We start from the raw sequence: 15,555 nt of genomic DNA, 5'->3' as shown, positions 1-15,555 counted from the left end.
TTGCCTCAATCGCTTGCTGATTCGCTGTAATACCTCAATAACCTTGTCTGCCTGGGTACCTTTGATCATGGCTACAATAGCGCCTCGCTGACCTTTGGCTGTTTTATTGGTAATTACGGTATAAAGCTCATCATTGGACAATGCCGTCTCATCAATACTTATATGAGTGCCCATGTTCTTCTCAAAAATCATCCATTCTTTAGCATGCTCCCGCTGGTCCCAATCTTTGTAATCGCTGATATGATGCTTGTATTGTTGCTGAAGCTGGCTGCCATCCATCTGGTACATCCGGGCCAGTTGATGACAACTAATCGGATGATCGTCCAAGTGCGTCTTTTAAAAAAAGCGCGAACTCTTTAGTGAGTCGTGCTCCTTTCATAACCAGATCCCAGTTGCGAGATACAATTTCTCCGGTAGAATGAACTTCCCAGCGGCGGCGCTTTATACTTAATTCTACTTTGTTTTCCCGAATCGGAAAGTCCTGTACCCGAACTTCCGGGTAGAACCCTTTGGAGTGAAGTGTTTGGCCTGCATATTCGGCCGGAGGTAGATTCTTTTCTTCTAAAAACAAGACCAACCCTTCTTTATCTTTTACAAAGTGAGTGATATCAAAATAATCAAGTGTCCCTGATGGTAAAAAATAGCCTAACAATGCTTTTTCCTGATCCTTTTCCAATGTTTCTTATCCGTTTTATTAGGCTGCAAAACAACAAATTTCTCCTAAATCCCCCAAGAATTCAACATGATCCCAAATTATGACCTCAGGTAATTCCATTGTTCTTTGCTGTAGTAAACTAAAGTCAGGAAGGAACCCTTCCAATACTTATCTTGCCGCAAAGTAACGTGAGGCGCTATGGCTTTTTCTTCCGACACATCCAATCAACTTTTTCAACTGGCTGTCCGGTTTGTGAATCAAACAAACCGGCATATTTTCCTCACGGGAAAAGCAGGCACCGGCAAAACCACTTTTTTAAAATACATCCGGGAGAACACCTTTAAAAAAATGGCCGTAGTGGCGCCAACGGGCGTGGCCGCCATCAATGCCGGCGGCGTTACGCTCCATTCTTTCTTTCAATTACCCCACGGATCGTTTATTCCGGTACAACAAAGTGGCTGGAATAGCAATAACACCTTCAACACACCTCATACGCTGTTAAAAAACCTGCGGCTCACCAATGACAAAAAATTATTACTGCAGGAACTGGAGCTGCTGATCATCGATGAAGTGAGTATGCTGCGGGCCGATATACTGGATGAAATTGATTGCATTCTGCGCCATTTCAGAAGAAGATTGCAGGAACCCTTTGGCGGCGTGCAAATGCTGTACATCGGCGACCTGTTTCAATTGCCGCCCGTAGTGAAAAATGAAGAATGGGATGTTTTAAGGCAACATTACAGAAGTCCATTTTTTTTCGATGCCCAGGCCTTGCAACAATACCCGCCGCTCTATCTTGAACTGAAAAAGATTTACCGCCAGCACGAACACGATTTTATCAGAGTACTTAATAATATCCGGAACAATAAAACAACACCCGAAGACCTTGCCCTGCTGCACAATCACTATATGCCGGGTTATGAATGTCCCGATAACGAAAGCTATATTACGCTTACCACGCACAATGCCCGGGCAGACACCATCAATCAAAATCAACTGAATAAACTGGCCACTGACATCTGCGAATGTAAGGCTGAGATCTCAGGTGATTTTAATGAGCGGGCATATCCCGTCGATTTGATACTTCAATTAAAAGAAGGCGCTCAGATCATGTTCGTCAAGAATGATAAAGGCGAATCAAGAAGATTTTACAATGGTAAAATAGGCACCATTTCCAAAATCAACGGAGAAGAGATCTTTGTTCGGTTGGAAGGCGATGAGCACGACATGCTGCTTGAAAAAGAAACCTGGCGGAATATCCGTTACCAGTATAATAATGAAGAGGACAAAATAGAAGAGGAAGAAGTTGGTTCTTTTAAACAATACCCGGTAAGACTGGCCTGGGCCATCACCATTCATAAAAGCCAGGGGCTCACTTTTGAAAAAGCGATTATTGATGCTGGTGCGTCCTTTGCGCCCGGCCAGGTGTATGTTGCGTTAAGCCGGTTAACCTCTCTGTCAGGACTGGTCCTCTATTCACGCATTCATCCATCGAGCATTAACACCGATACACGGGTATTGGAATTCACCCGGTTGGAAAAAGAGGAAGACCAGTTGGCACAGGAATTACAGCAACAACAAAAGATATATATTACCCGCTCCCTGTTGCAAACATTCGATTGGTTGAAGTTGGCGGAAGGCATGCAAATGCATTTTGAGGAATACGAAAATCGCCAGCTTCCCGATAAAAACACCTGTGTGCTGTGGGCAAAGAAGGTGTTGGAGGCTGTTTTAAAACAACAGGAAATGGCCGAAAAATTCACCCGGCAATTGGAGCAGTTATTACCCAACGCACCGCAGGATGGCTACCAATTTCTACACCAGCGCGTATCGGCCGGCAGTGCTTATTTTTTACAGGGAATGGAAGAAATGGAAAATTCCATTAAAACCCATATAGGCGAAATAAAAGTAAAGACGAAAGCAAAGAAGTACATAACAACGCTACATCAGCTATGTCTGTTGCCACAACGAAAAAAACAACAACTCAACCAGGCCGTACAAATTACTGAAGCACTGGTAAAAGGCGTAAATGCCACTGACCTGTTGAACCTTGTAGGAGAACATAAAAAAACTGAAGAAATTAAAACGGCTGAAGAAATAGGAAAGAAAATGGTCAAACCGCAAAAAGGCGATTCGCACCGGATAAGCCTGCAGTTGTTCAAAGAAGGTAAAACCCTTGCTGAAATAGCAACATTGCGCGAACTTGCCCCATCTACCATTGAAGGCCACCTGGCATCATTTATAAAAACCGGCGAAATTGATATTAAGGAAATAGTGGCCGAAAATAAAATAGCCATTATTCTACAGGCAGTAGAAGAATTAAATTTGCCAACTGCTGCAACCACCCCGGTTAAGGAAAAGTTGGGTGATGAATTTTCTTATGGTGAAATAAGGGCAGTTTTAAATTACAGGGAATGGTTGCAGGTTAATAAAGCCGGTGATTAAATGGCATTAATATTATAGCATATGGCACAAACGAATCTATCGCCCGAAGAAAGAAAAGTAGCCGACAAAGTAGTCATTCTTTCCAAGGAGCTTATCATATTACTGGCTGTGTTTACCGTTAGCCTTTTCAGCTTCGTGATCATTGCATACCGTGTATTCTACCTCGATAAAACAGGTGCTGATGAAAGGGCCTTTGCCTTTGCGCATTCATTGGTCACCGATGGCATGACCCAGTTAATGGAGTTTGTTACCTTTTTTGGTTCCCATTATTTTTTAATTCCCGCCAATCTTATTTTGTGTGCTTTTTTTCTGCTGAAAAAGAAATCAAGGTATTCAATAAAGATCAGCGCCATTGCGCTAAGCAGTTTATTGATCATGCTGGGGTTGAAATTATTATTTAACCGTCATCGCCCCCTGATCCCCTTGCTGGAACCAGCGAGAGGACTTAGCTTTCCCAGTGGTCATGCCTTTATGAGCATGTGTTTTTACGGTTTGCTGATGATCATTATCTGGAAAGAAGAAAGACCACACCCCATGTTAAAATGGTTTTTATTAGTGCTCGTTATCGTGCTGTTGTTATTTATTGGCTTTAGCCGCATTTATTTACGGGTACACTACTTCACCGATGTACTGGCCGGTTTTAGCATCGGCTTTTTCTGGTTGTTCATGAGCTCCTTTTTAATAGACAAGATCAAACCCGTTGGGTTGAAAAAATCGTGAACTCCCAAGCGAAATCGTTTCCTGAGCGAAGTTGAAGGATCATGCTTTATTGATCACCGGTCTTGGTGCTACTTTCCGTGTCCAGTGCGATAATTCTGTTTGATTGAACATAAGTATCAGTATGCCGTTTTGCAACCGGTAACTGTTCGTTCGTAGCAGATTTTCGATGAACTCCCTTTCATTATACCCAACGCAATTCATCTTGGTAGTGATGATCCGCTGATTAAATTGCAGGGTTGAATCGGTAAAATCAAAGGCCCCGCTCATACTGTTACAGCCGGTGTTGCCGGAAAACCGTTTTTTTGCCAGGTTAAAATCAAGCCGGGGAATTTTACCGGTGACGGTATCGGAGGGCAGTACAGGTTGTAAAAACCATAGCCCTCCCAAGCCGGTAGTATCTTTTACCTGCCCTGGCACCTCTGTAATCGGTGTATCTTTCTTTGGGCTTTGGGCACTGTCGTAGGTGGGTAAATTATTGCCGGGGGAACCATTACAAGACAGTACCAACATTAATATAAAGGTAAACGGTCTCATACCCTGTTGCCTGAAAAAACAATGCCAGGCAGAAGAATTGCTGATTGCGGAATTTAGAGATTTTGTGATTTCGTATACTATTGAAAATCAAAATAAAATTTAGAAATCTCCATTTACAAAAAACCAAATAAGAAGCATCCTGAGCTTTTGGTTCATGTAATTTTTTTCAATTCAGTGATGGATCATTAAAGGTGTTGCCCTGGTTTACATCGCCCGATTCAAACCCTTTTTTAAACCAAAACACACGTTGTGCCGAAGAGCCATGCGTAAACGACTCGGGAACAACATAACCCTGCGCCTGTTTTTGCAACCGGTCGTCGCCAATAGCATTAGCGGCATTCAGGGCTTCCTCAATATCATTTTCTTCCAGGATATTTTTCATGCGCTGGGCATGATGCGCCCAAACTCCCGCCAGGAAATCAGCTTGCAATTCCAGCCTGACAGAGTATTTGTTGTATTCTTCTTCACTTACCTGTTGTCGTAAACGGTGCATTTTATCACTGGTGCCATTCAATTTTTGAATATGATGACCAACTTCATGCGCTATCACATAAGCCATGGCAAAATCACCAGGGGCATTCAACTGTTGTTGCATTTGCTCAAAGAACGAGAGATCGATATACACTTTTTGGTCGCCCGGGCAATAAAACGGTCCGGTAGCAGAACCGGCCATACCACAGGCGCTCTGTACAGATTCTCTGAAAAGGACCAGGGTAGGCTGATCGTAGGTTTTGCCCGACTCTGAATACAGCTTTCCCCATACATCTTCGGTATCGGCCAGCACCACTTTAATAAAACTCGCTCTTTCATCATCCAGCTTCTGTTCTTCTGCACTCAGTTCTCTGGCAGGCTGTTGTGGCATAGCTTCAGGAAGGGAAGAAACATCGCCACCTAAAAACACCTTTAACAAGATGACAATAACGCCAATAATGCCGCCGCCAACAGCCAGTCCGCCACCTGAAAAACCTCTGCGGTCTTCAACATTGGAGCTTTCGCGCCGTCCGATCCATTTCATAATAAATAATTTATAGCACAAAAATAGGTTCTAACTTATTACAAAAAATTTTGTGCCTTGCAGGGCAGCAGCCTGTTATTTCGCATATTTCAAAATAACGCGGAACAACTCATCGGGATTAAATGGCTTTACAACGATATCGGTGAGACCAGCGCTTTGTACATCTTTTTCTACTTCGGCCGGCAAACTGGCAGTTAATGCAATAACCGGTAAGGTAACGCCGCGGGTACGCAGTTTTCGGGTAGCTTCAAACCCATCCATAACAGGCATGTTCAGGTCCATTAGCACCAAATGATATTTACCCGGTTGTATTTTCTCCAATGCTTCTGCGCCGTTTGTAGCAACTTCTACTACAGCGCCGCCACGTTCGAGCAACGATTGCGCAACCATAATATTGAAGGGGTTGTCTTCCACTACCAGGATCGAAACGCCTTGCAATTGTTTTTCCGATACGGTTATCTTATTGATAAACTCATCCGGGCTTACCTGCTCGTTGCTTAATGCAAAGGTTTGGGTAAAATAAAATACCGACCCTTTCCCCGGTTCACTTCTCAGATGCAATACAATACCCTGTAACTCCAGAATGCGTTTGGTTATAGCGAGGCCAAGCCCGGTGCCACCATAACTTCGCGAAGTAGAAGAATCAGCCTGCGTAAACCGCTCGAATATCAGTTGTTGCTTTTCCGGTTCAATACCAATACCCGTATCAGAAACCTGGATGGTAAGTGTTGCTTTGTCTTCGGTAATTTTTTCTGCCTGTATCGATAAAAGAACAGACCCCTGTTCGGTGAATTTTATAGCGTTATGCACCAGGTTATAAATTACCTGGCTGGTACGGGTAGGGTCACCGATCACTTTCCTGGTTAGCCGGTCATCGATCTCTGTATTTAAAGTGATTTTCTTTTCAACGGCTTTACTGCTCAACCCGCCGGTAATATGTTGAGCTACGGAACCAATGTCCATTGGGATCATTTCAAAATTGATCTTCCCCGCTTCGATCTTATTATAATCCAGGATATCATTTACTATCGCCAACAGGTTATTGGCCGAGAATAATAATACATTCAGGTTTTTCTCCTGGTCTTTACGCGGCGTATTACGAAGCAGCAGGTGCGCCATGCCGATGACGACATTTAAAGGCGTGCGTATTTCATGCGACATGGTTGACAGGAACTCCGTTTTGGTCCTCAATCCCTGTTGAGCTTCATCAGCCGCTTTTTTAAGCGTAAAGGCAAACCGGTGCGATAACACCAGTGATTGTAAAAAGAAGAACAGCACATAACCGGCGAAAACGATCCATTTTTCGGCACTTACCAACTGAAAATAATGCAGGTTGATGATTAAAAATACCAACAGCATAACGCCGCAACTCATCAATGCAAACACCGCCCCCACGCGTTTGTATTTCACCGCCCGGATACAGGAATAAAATGCAAACCCGATGTAAAAGAACATAACTCCCAAAAACGGCATAATTCCTTTGGTAAAGATCCGGGGGGGAGTAACCAATATGAGAAATACATAGACAAGGCAGATCCATACTACCAAGTTCACAATAATGCGGTTGGCATCTTTCGGGTATACGCTGTGGAAATATCGCGAAAACAAGGCCACGCCCAGGGTAAGGGTTAAATATTCAATACGTATGGTCGCAAACCAGCTTAAGTCAGGAAAGATGGAATGCAAAACATACAGGCTGGTACCGATCATCCGGTAACTATACACAATACAGAAAAGCGAAAAATACAGGATCGCTTTATCACGGCTGCCAAATGCATAAAACCCAAAGAAGAACAATCCGCCCATAAACAGGCAGCCGGCCAACAACAGATCAAAAGCTTTGTCGCGTTGAAGGTTTAAATTCAGTGTAGTTCTTTTGCCAATAACAGGCGTTTTGTAGGGGCCGCCCTTTGAATGCCAGAAATTGGCAACCTGTAAAAGCAAATGCAATGTATCAGCGGTAGCAGGAAGCGTAACTGTTTCAGTAGACCAGAAAGGTACGGCACGCTCAACCGTGGTATCGGGCCGGCCATTGGACAACTGTAGGGAGCCATTTAAAAACAACCGGTATGAGCAGTAGACATCCGGCATCAGCAATGCCAGTTGCGGCCGCTTGTTTGGTAATAGTATAGTGAGTGAATAGGTGGCATAGCCTTCAGCAGGAAGCGTTTGGCCATGCAATTTTATCTTATTCCATAACGCAGGAAATGCAACATAATCGGGCCAGGCGGAGGTAGTGTCTCCGGGTTTCAGTAACCGATGCCAGTAAAACTGCCATTCGCCTGACAAAGGGATAAATTGATCGTTTAAATTCACGGAACGCAGGTCCAGTATACCTTTGCGGGCAGTTATTCCCATCAATGGTTCATCCTTTGCCAGGCAAACCGGCAAACAACCACCTATTATAAGGGCAGCCAAAATGATCCATCTGAAATGTTTCATAACTACCGGTCAGGAAAATTTCCGCAGGGATTCTTTATTCAAACGAATCGCACCTGAAAAAATGATCAATGGACAAACAAATTATCGCATTCACAGGGATTGGGAAAATAATAGCGGTTTTGTTGATTAAAATTAAACATCATTCGATAATTATTAGGTAAAATCACTTAATACAATAGCCGTACAATAACGGGAGCCTCAAATTACCTTCCGCCATTCCGTACACGAATAAAAAAAGGCTGCATCATTCGATACAGCCTCTTATTGATAGATTTATTGAGATTACCCTTTATTTCTTGGTTTCAAGCAATTTAAAGAACTGATCCAATTGCGGTAAGATCACGATCCTTGTTCTGCGATTGGCGGCGCGGCCTGCAGGGGTATCGTTTGGTGCTACCGGTAAATATTCACCCCGGCCAGCGGCGGCTATATGAGCAGGCGGTAATCCATACTGGTTTTGCAGTACACGAACCACTGCTGTAGCACGATGCACACTCAGGTCCCAGTTGTCGAGCAATACCCCTTTAGCAAATTTTACATTATCGGTATGACCCTCTACCATAAATTCAATATCAGGTTGGTTCTTTAACACTTTGGCCACTTTACCCAATACTTCTTTTGCTTTATCGGTAATAACATAGCTACCGCTGGTGAACAACAGCTTGTCAGAAATATCGATGTATACTACGCCTTTGTCAACTTTAATATTGATATCCTCATCGGCCAGGTTACCAATAGCGCCTTTCAGGTTCATCACCAGGGCCATGTTCAAAGAATCTTTACGCGCCATAGAAGCCTGCAGATCCTGGATATAGGCATCTTTTGCACCAATATTGTCCAGAGATTTTTTTATGCTCTCGGCTTGCGATGAAGAAATAACTGACAGGTCTTGCAGTTGTTTCAAAGCCTGTGTATTGTTTTGCTTTAAAAAGTCGTTTTGCTTTTTCAGGTTGTCAATTTCACTTTCCAGGGAAGCTTTATTGCGGGCATATTCTGCTTTTGCATCCTCGCAGCTCTTCAGATCACCCTGCAACTTGATATAGTTACCATTCAATTGTTCATACTTTGCTACTTCGCCTTTATATTTTTTTGAGCTAACACATGAAAAAAGTAACAGAGAAGAAAGTCCTGTAAATAACACCTGTTTACATTTCATATTTTATGTTGTTTTAATTATTTAACCAAACACCTCCTCTCCATCATCACCCATTATTGCCCCCTAACGCAAGTATTGTGCCTGGCAGCCGCAAAGGTATTGATCAAACCAATTAACATGCAGGTAAATTTGTATAAAACAGGAATTTAAGATCGTTTTAATAAATTTTTTTTGCTAACCGGTGCTACAATGAAAAAAGTGACAATATTTTTTTAACAGATGCAACCACCTCATGGGCCGGTATAGTCATGTATGGATGCCCTTAAAGAAAATTAATTATATATCTACATTATCGCAACAATCAAAAGACTGTTTTTACTTACGTTTAGTTACAAACGCTATACATAGTACGTGCGTATTAAACACTTTCCAAAGATCACAAACCCGATCACAAAAAAAAGCAATGCTGTTTTTCTCCTTTATTTTTAACCCATTCGCTTCTCTGATTTCTGACATCTTTAACAAAATACTTTAGCTATTTACCGGGTTTCTCCTTCCGAAGCGTTTTCTGTTGTCACTGCCTCTTTAAGAAGCGCTGTTTAAATATATCCAGGATATAATCTTTTAATTTACCCTTCAATGGAAAACTACCATTTTGTTTGTTAGTTCCCCGCAATTAGCTGCAATTTTTACTGGCGGCAGGGTCCCAATGCATACATGAAAAATTTTCTGCTTGTAATCTATAATTGGCAGATTGTCATTATAATGCCTTCTATATTGAGGATAGGTTAAAATGTATAATTCTATAAACACAGGCCGTGACTAAAAAATACCACTAAGTGGTATTGATTGGTATCAGGAATTATTGTCACTTTGTTTAGTCCCCACATGGTTTCAGCCATTGCCTTTTCCTGAAGTAGTTTTCTCAGAAATTTCATGTGGGTAACCCTGCTAAGTCGCGCTGGCAGGGTTTTTTGTTTTGTTACGGCTTTAATTCGCGAACCCCCCAACTAATATCACACATTCAGTCTCTCCAATCTATGCCTTCCCCCTGCAATTTGTAACCTGAAACTTGTACCTGCTACCTGGCAACCGGTACAGGTAACCGGTAACCCCCATCCCCCTCACCAAAATAATTAGTGCACAAATACTAAAATAATTAGTGTTGATAATATAATTTTCTCTACATTTGGCAATCGGTAAATTTGAAAGAACTAAAAACAACCCATTATGGCAGAGAACGAAAAAGCAAAAGCGCTCAAGCTTACTATAGATAAAATCGAAAAAGACTTCGGTAAGGGCAGTGTGATGATGATGAACGAAAAGTCACAGGATCCTATCGAAGTGATCTCCACCGGCTCCATTGGCCTTGATTCAGCCCTCGGCGTTGGCGGTTTACCCAAAGGCCGTATTGTTGAGATCTACGGACCTGAGTCTTCCGGTAAAACAACTATTGCAATACATGTTATTGCCGAAGCACAGAAAAAAGGCGGTATGTGCGCTATAATTGACGCGGAACACGCTTTTGACAGCCTGTACGCCAGAAAACTGGGAGTAGACGTAGATAACCTGCTTATCTCTCAACCTGATTACGGTGAGCAGGCCCTTGAAATAGCTGACCGTCTTATATTATCAGGCGCCCTCGATGTAGTAGTGATCGACTCTGTGGCCGCCCTGGTACCTAAAGGCGAACTGGAAGGTGAAATGGGTGACAGCAAAATGGGTTTACAGGCCCGCCTTATGTCGCAGGCCCTTCGTAAGCTCACCGCTACCATTAATAAAACAAATACCATTTGCATTTTTATTAACCAGTTGCGTGAAAAGATCGGTGTAATGTTCGGTAACCCCGAAACAACTACCGGTGGTAATGCGCTGAAGTTCTACGCATCGGTTCGTTTGGATATTCGCCGCACAGCACAAATTAAAGACGGTGATGAAGCCATCGGTAACCGCGTTAAAGTAAAAGTGGTAAAAAATAAAGTAGCTCCTCCTTTCCGTGCCGCAGAATTCGATATCGTGTTTGGCGAAGGTGTTTCAAAAACCGGTGAAATACTGGATATGGGCGTTGAACTGGGAATCGTAAACAAAAGCGGAAGCTGGTTCAGCTATGACTCCAACAAACTCGGCCAGGGACGAGATGCTGTTAAACAATTACTGATCGACAATCCTGAACTGTCAAATGAAATTGAAACGAAGATCAGGGAAAAGATCAAAGAAATGCAACAAGCTTGATAGTTATACAGCAGCCACGTAGTACCCCCCTCAAATAAAACGGGTATTACGCACAGTTGCTGATAATAATAGGTTCAGTTGAATTATATGGGTTAGTAAGTAAATCGTCCCGGTTTCCCGGGACGATTTTTTTTGCAACAAACTCTTTATGTAAGTGATATATATCGGGTTGGTTAGTATGGCAGTTGTATAAAATAAAAAAGGGGTCTGAATAGAAATTCAACCCCGCTTTTAAAATCCAATATCCTATGAAAAACCGAGGTAAAAATAGTGTTGAATTCTGATATCTGCAATACCATTTTGTGGTAATAGTAAAAACACCAAGGTAATTGGTGCTTTTAATACCTGTTTTTCCGTATAAATACATGCATCCTTTATGTCTATAATGTACAGTAAACCAATTTACTATATATTATAACACAGCACAGCGTTCAATAGTGGGGATACGAAACAGGAAAGTTATTGACATTTTGAAATGGATGACCATAAACCCTGCTATTATCGGTTGAGCAGGCATTCTTCATTCCTTTCTTTAATTCTTTAGCAGTTTTTCCTGGGTAAGAAGACCAGTTGTATGATTGTTTATCCGCAGAAAATAAATTCCTTTTTCAAGTGCACTTACATTGATGGTTTGAAGCCCTTGCAGGTTGTTAATACTAACCCGTTGCTTGCCCACGGCATCAACAATCTGCACATCGAGCAAACTCTCAGATCGAATGATCAATATATTATCAACCGGGTTGGGATAAAAACGAAAAGAAATATCACCCGCAATCAAAGCCTCTGCTGATTTTGAGAATCCAGGCTGCCCGTCTTTACCAGAAAAACGGACCCGGTACAAACTACGACCTTTGGCCGGAGCATCATCAATCCATTCATTTTCGGGTTTTATCTCAGATTGCTTTAATACAGCTACTACTTCAAAATTGCGACCGCCACTGCTTCTTTCTATAACAGCAAATGTAAATGTGGTATCTTCCGGCTGTTTCCAGTTTAAAACAACCCGTGCGTTTTCGATAATGTTCAAAGAAAGATTAGTAATAGCAACAGAGGTATCTATAGGAAAGATGTTAGCCGATGGAGGAACCATCGTGCCTTCCTGCGCTGTACATACATATACAAGCAGGCATATTAAATATACCAGTACGCCTTTCTTCATTGAATTTAATGGGTCAAAATCAAGAACTTCAGTATTAACAATTACTATGCCCGAATGTGGAAAACGTTGATGTCGCTAATAAAATTCGTTGTGAGCAGTTAAAGTTTTTCAAAAGTCAATTACCTTGTTCCATATACACAAATAACTAAGAACACAAGTTTATGCTAAGAGTTAGAAAATTAAACGCCCGTAAACGCATTGCTTTGGTAGCGCACGACAACAAGAAAAAAGACCTGATAGAATGGGCAGAGTTTAATAAAACAGTATTAGCCCGGCATGAGCTTTTAGCAACCGGAACTACCGGTAAATTGTTGGAGAATAGTCTGGACCGTCCCGTGAAATCCTTACTCAGCGGGCCTTTGGGTGGCGACCAACAAATTGGCGCTCTCATTGCCAGTGGCGATATCGACGTACTGATCTTTTTCTGGGACCCCATGGAAGCACAACCGCACGACAGTGATGTAAAAGCGCTTTTGCGGGTAGCCATTGCCTGGAACTGTATTGTTGCCAACGACCGGGCTACAGCCGATTTCATACTTACCTCACCGTTAATGAGTGAAGAATATATGGCCAACATCCCTGACTATACGACTTACCTGAACCGGAAAATTTAACGTTTATTATAGTCACCGCGCGAATACAGCAGTACGCACAACTTTACCCGATTATTTATATCGCACCTTATCCAGCGCTCACCTGGCGCTCCCGGGAACATGTTATAAACTTGCAACGGTTCATCCAGGCAGGGTCATCCAAATACATATCAGGGTTCAGCTAAATTTCTGAACCTTTAAAAGTCAAAATCGTTTTAAATAAACGTCACCCTTTCCAAAGCTCAACAACTTTGGAAAGGGTCTATACGGTAAATTTGTGTAGAGGTAGAAATCTATGGCTTTTAAATTATTCGCTCCATATCAACCAGCCGGCGACCAGCCGGAGGCCATTCGCCAGCTTACAGCAGGCCTGCGCGATGGCGAAAAATATCAAACCTTGCTTGGGGTAACCGGTTCTGGCAAAACGTTCACCATCGCCAATGTTATTCAGCAGGTTCAAAAACCTACCCTGGTGCTTACCCACAACAAAACACTGGTGGCCCAGTTGTACGGAGAATTCAAACAATTCTTCCCGGAAAATGCCGTTGGGTATTTTGTTAGTTATTATGATTATTACCAGCCCGAGGCCTATATGCCCGTCAGCGATACATATATAGAGAAGGACTTGAGTATCAATGAAGAACTGGATAAACTGCGCCTGCAGGCAACCACCGAATTGCTTAGTGGCCGCCGGGATATTATTGTGGTGGCCTCCGTGAGCTGTATATATGGTATCGGTAACCCGGCCGAATTCGAGAACGGGATCATCCGCATTCACCAGGGACAGGTGATTTCCCGCCAGGGCTTTTTGCACGCCCTCGTTAATTCTCTGTACATGCGTAGCCAGGGCGACTTCAACCGGGGCAACTTCAGGGTGCAGGGCGATACGGTAGATATCAACCTGCCGTACGTTGACTTTGGTTACCGCATCACTTTCTTCGGCGATGAAATTGAGACCATCGAAAGCCTGGACATCAAGACCAATAAACGGATCAGTATGGTGGAAAATGCCGCCATCTTTCCGGCCAACCTGTACCTGGCGCCGAAAGACATGATCCAACAGATCCTTCACGAAATACAGGATGAATCCGCCGCCCAGGTTAATTACTTTAAAAGCGTTGGAAAATTTATAGAGGCGCAACGCCTCAACGAACGGGTGAATTACGATGTGGAGATGATCCGTGAACTGGGTTATTGTAATGGGGTAGAAAACTACTCGCGCTTCTTTGACCGCCGCCACCCCGGCACCCGGCCATTCTGCCTGCTGGATTATTTCCCAAAAGACTTTTTGTGCGTGATAGATGAAAGCCACCAAACCGTTCCGCAGGTAAGTGGAATGTATGGCGGCGACAGAAGCCGTAAACTGGTGTTGGTTGATTATGGTTTCCGGTTGCCATCGGCGCTGGATAACCGGCCGCTGAATTTTCACGAGTTCGAGTCCCTGCTCGATCAAACCATATTTGTTTCTGCCACACCCGGCGATTATGAGTTGGAGAAAACAGGTGGCATAGTGGTTGAACAGGTGGTACGACCAACCGGGTTGTTAGATCCGCCCATTGAAATTCGCCCCAGCGTGAACCAGATCGATGACCTGTTAGATGAAATTGATAAACGGGTGAAGAAAGGTGACCGCGTACTGGTAACCACCCTTACCAAACGTATGGCGGAAGAAATGGATAAGTACCTGCACCGCATCAATATCAAATCGAAATACATTCACAGCGAAGTAGATACCCTGGAACGGGTGGAGATCTTGCGCCAGCTGCGACTCGGAGAAATTGATGTGCTGGTTGGTGTGAACCTGTTGCGTGAAGGGCTCGACCTGCCGGAAGTATCGCTGGTAGCCATTCTCGATGCCGATAAAGAAGGCTTTCTGCGTAATGAAAAATCGCTGACCCAAACGGCCGGCCGCGCTGCCCGTAACGTTGACGGTCTGGTGATCTTTTATGCAGACAAGATGACGGAAAGTATGCAACGGACCATCGATGAAACCAATCGCCGCCGCGAAAAACAAATTGCACACAACACGTTAAATGGAATAACGCCTAAGACGGTTAAGAAATCGCGCGACCAGGTATTTGCCCAAACCTCCGTATTGGATATAAAAGGGTACGATCCTGCCAACCCATATGCATTGGCGCCGAATGAAGAACTCGTTACCACGGCGGCAGAAGAGCAAACCGTTTATCAAACCATTCCGCAAATGGAAAAGGCGATTGCCAAAACCAAAAAAGAAATGGAGAAAGCCGCCCGTGACCTGGATTTTATGGAAGCCGCGCGCTTACGCGACGAAATGTTTTCATTGCAAAAGCAGTTGCAGGAAATGAAGGCGTAGGCATCTTGTGTTTTTTTGATTTGAAATTTCTTTAGGTATAACATAATATTTTCCACATACCCCCGTTTTTAATGCGTTAGAAATCAACCCCTAAACCCAATATCTTTTTAAAGCCATGAGAGCCCGTCGTCTGCGCCGTCGTTTGTTCAACCTGTTTGCATTTACCATTCTGGCATTTGCTATTTACCTGGTTGCTTTTTCAAAAGATGAACCCATGCCGCAAGCTGACCAAACTGCACATGCAGTGTCTGCAAAAACGGCACCTGGCAATGCTTCGTCATATTCAAAGAAGTAAATCCGGATACATTAATTATTCTTCATACACCTGC

Annotated in this window: 12 protein-coding genes and 1 pseudogene; 6 read left to right on the top strand and 7 right to left on the bottom strand. The window is 43.3% G+C overall.

The features are described 5' to 3' along the window. Together FAM09_RS07805 and FAM09_RS07800 are read right to left on the bottom strand one after the other, a co-directional pair. A pseudogene (locus FAM09_RS07805) lies at window positions 1-327 on the bottom strand (ISAon1 family transposase); the annotation flags it as partial. Next, window positions 308-676, bottom strand: coding sequence for an ISAon1 family transposase N-terminal region protein (locus tag FAM09_RS07800; protein WP_136576483.1), 369 nt, complete (start codon window positions 674-676; stop codon window positions 308-310). The gene FAM09_RS07800 and the pseudogene FAM09_RS07805, both read right to left, overlap by 20 nt. Before the next feature lie 177 nt (window positions 677-853). Here FAM09_RS07800 and FAM09_RS31480 point away from each other — a divergent pair, with 177 nt between their 5' ends. After that, window positions 854-3,100, top strand: coding sequence for a helix-turn-helix domain-containing protein (locus FAM09_RS31480; RefSeq protein WP_136576482.1), 2,247 nt, complete (start codon window positions 854-856; stop codon window positions 3,098-3,100). A 21-nt stretch (window positions 3,101-3,121) separates the two neighbouring features. Next, window positions 3,122-3,820, top strand: a complete 699-nt coding sequence (locus tag FAM09_RS07790; protein ID WP_136576481.1) for a phosphatase PAP2 family protein — start codon at window positions 3,122-3,124, stop codon at window positions 3,818-3,820. Window positions 3,821-3,859: 39 nt separating this feature from the next. Here FAM09_RS07790 and FAM09_RS07785 read toward each other — a convergent pair whose 3' ends face one another. The 4 genes from FAM09_RS07785 to FAM09_RS07770 form a co-directional block, all read right to left on the bottom strand. Then, window positions 3,860-4,330, bottom strand: a complete 471-nt coding sequence (locus tag FAM09_RS07785) for an META domain-containing protein (RefSeq protein ID WP_166437049.1) — start codon at window positions 4,328-4,330, stop codon at window positions 3,860-3,862. Window positions 4,331-4,520: 190 nt separating this feature from the next. Next, window positions 4,521-5,369, bottom strand: a complete 849-nt coding sequence (ypfJ, locus tag FAM09_RS07780; protein ID WP_136576479.1) for a KPN_02809 family neutral zinc metallopeptidase — start codon at window positions 5,367-5,369, stop codon at window positions 4,521-4,523. Between the two features lie 75 nt (window positions 5,370-5,444). Beyond that, window positions 5,445-7,811 carry an ATP-binding protein gene (locus tag FAM09_RS07775; RefSeq protein ID WP_136576478.1) on the bottom strand — a complete coding sequence of 789 codons (2,367 nt, stop codon included), beginning with the start codon at window positions 7,809-7,811 and terminating at the stop codon, window positions 5,445-5,447. A 289-nt stretch (window positions 7,812-8,100) separates the two neighbouring features. Next, window positions 8,101-8,967 (bottom strand): OmpA family protein, encoded by an 867-nt coding sequence (locus FAM09_RS07770; protein ID WP_136576477.1) that lies wholly within the window; start codon window positions 8,965-8,967, stop codon window positions 8,101-8,103. A 1,170-nt stretch (window positions 8,968-10,137) separates the two neighbouring features. On the opposite strand from FAM09_RS07770, the gene recA reads away from it, so the two are divergent. After that, the gene (gene recA, locus FAM09_RS07765; protein ID WP_136576476.1) at window positions 10,138-11,139 is read left to right on the top strand and encodes a recombinase RecA; all 1,002 of its coding nucleotides are present in this window, start codon (window positions 10,138-10,140) and stop codon (window positions 11,137-11,139) included. Window positions 11,140-11,671: 532 nt separating this feature from the next. Here recA and FAM09_RS07760 read toward each other — a convergent pair. Next, window positions 11,672-12,298 carry a T9SS type A sorting domain-containing protein gene (locus tag FAM09_RS07760; protein WP_136576475.1) on the bottom strand — a complete coding sequence of 209 codons (627 nt, stop codon included), beginning with the start codon at window positions 12,296-12,298 and terminating at the stop codon, window positions 11,672-11,674. 161 nt (window positions 12,299-12,459) lie between these two features. On the opposite strand from FAM09_RS07760, the gene FAM09_RS07755 reads away from it, so the two are divergent. The 3 genes from FAM09_RS07755 to FAM09_RS07745 all read left to right on the top strand — a co-directional run bounded on the left by FAM09_RS07755 (window position 12,460) and on the right by FAM09_RS07745 (window position 15,521). Continuing rightward, window positions 12,460-12,912 carry a methylglyoxal synthase gene (locus FAM09_RS07755; RefSeq protein ID WP_136576474.1) on the top strand — a complete coding sequence of 151 codons (453 nt, stop codon included), beginning with the start codon at window positions 12,460-12,462 and terminating at the stop codon, window positions 12,910-12,912. Window positions 12,913-13,186: 274 nt separating this feature from the next. After that, window positions 13,187-15,226, top strand: a complete 2,040-nt coding sequence (uvrB, locus tag FAM09_RS07750) for an excinuclease ABC subunit UvrB (RefSeq protein WP_136576473.1) — start codon at window positions 13,187-13,189, stop codon at window positions 15,224-15,226. Window positions 15,227-15,341: 115 nt separating this feature from the next. Next, entirely contained in the window at window positions 15,342-15,521 is a 180-nt protein-coding gene (locus FAM09_RS07745; RefSeq protein ID WP_136576472.1) for a hypothetical protein, read from the top strand. Window positions 15,522-15,555 lie beyond the last annotated feature (34 nt).

It is taken from the genome of Niastella caeni, assembly GCF_004834005.1.
In the GTDB taxonomy this organism is placed as follows: domain Bacteria; phylum Bacteroidota; class Bacteroidia; order Chitinophagales; family Chitinophagaceae; genus Niastella; species Niastella caeni.
The sequence above is the reverse complement of the archived record's forward strand: the minus strand, read 5'-3'. Positions and strand labels throughout refer to the sequence as shown.

Excerpts from the sequence above, each read along its gene's own strand:
- FAM09_RS31480 (WP_136576482.1), top strand. The coding sequence starts at position 854 with ATGGCTTTTTCTTCCGACACATCCAATCAACTTTTTCAACTGGCTGTC.
- FAM09_RS07790 (WP_136576481.1), top strand. The coding sequence starts at position 3,122 with ATGGCACAAACGAATCTATCGCCCGAAGAAAGAAAAGTAGCCGACAAA.
- FAM09_RS07785 (WP_166437049.1), bottom strand. The coding sequence starts at position 4,330 with ATGTTGGTACTGTCTTGTAATGGTTCCCCCGGCAATAATTTACCCACC.
- ypfJ (WP_136576479.1), bottom strand. The coding sequence starts at position 5,369 with ATGAAATGGATCGGACGGCGCGAAAGCTCCAATGTTGAAGACCGCAGA.
- FAM09_RS07775 (WP_136576478.1), bottom strand. The coding sequence starts at position 7,811 with ATGAAACATTTCAGATGGATCATTTTGGCTGCCCTTATAATAGGTGGT.
- FAM09_RS07770 (WP_136576477.1), bottom strand. The coding sequence starts at position 8,967 with ATGAAATGTAAACAGGTGTTATTTACAGGACTTTCTTCTCTGTTACTT.
- recA (WP_136576476.1), top strand. The coding sequence starts at position 10,138 with ATGGCAGAGAACGAAAAAGCAAAAGCGCTCAAGCTTACTATAGATAAA.
- FAM09_RS07760 (WP_136576475.1), bottom strand. The coding sequence starts at position 12,298 with ATGAAGAAAGGCGTACTGGTATATTTAATATGCCTGCTTGTATATGTA.
- FAM09_RS07755 (WP_136576474.1), top strand. The coding sequence starts at position 12,460 with ATGCTAAGAGTTAGAAAATTAAACGCCCGTAAACGCATTGCTTTGGTA.
- uvrB (WP_136576473.1), top strand. The coding sequence starts at position 13,187 with ATGGCTTTTAAATTATTCGCTCCATATCAACCAGCCGGCGACCAGCCG.
- FAM09_RS07745 (WP_136576472.1), top strand. The coding sequence starts at position 15,342 with ATGAGAGCCCGTCGTCTGCGCCGTCGTTTGTTCAACCTGTTTGCATTT.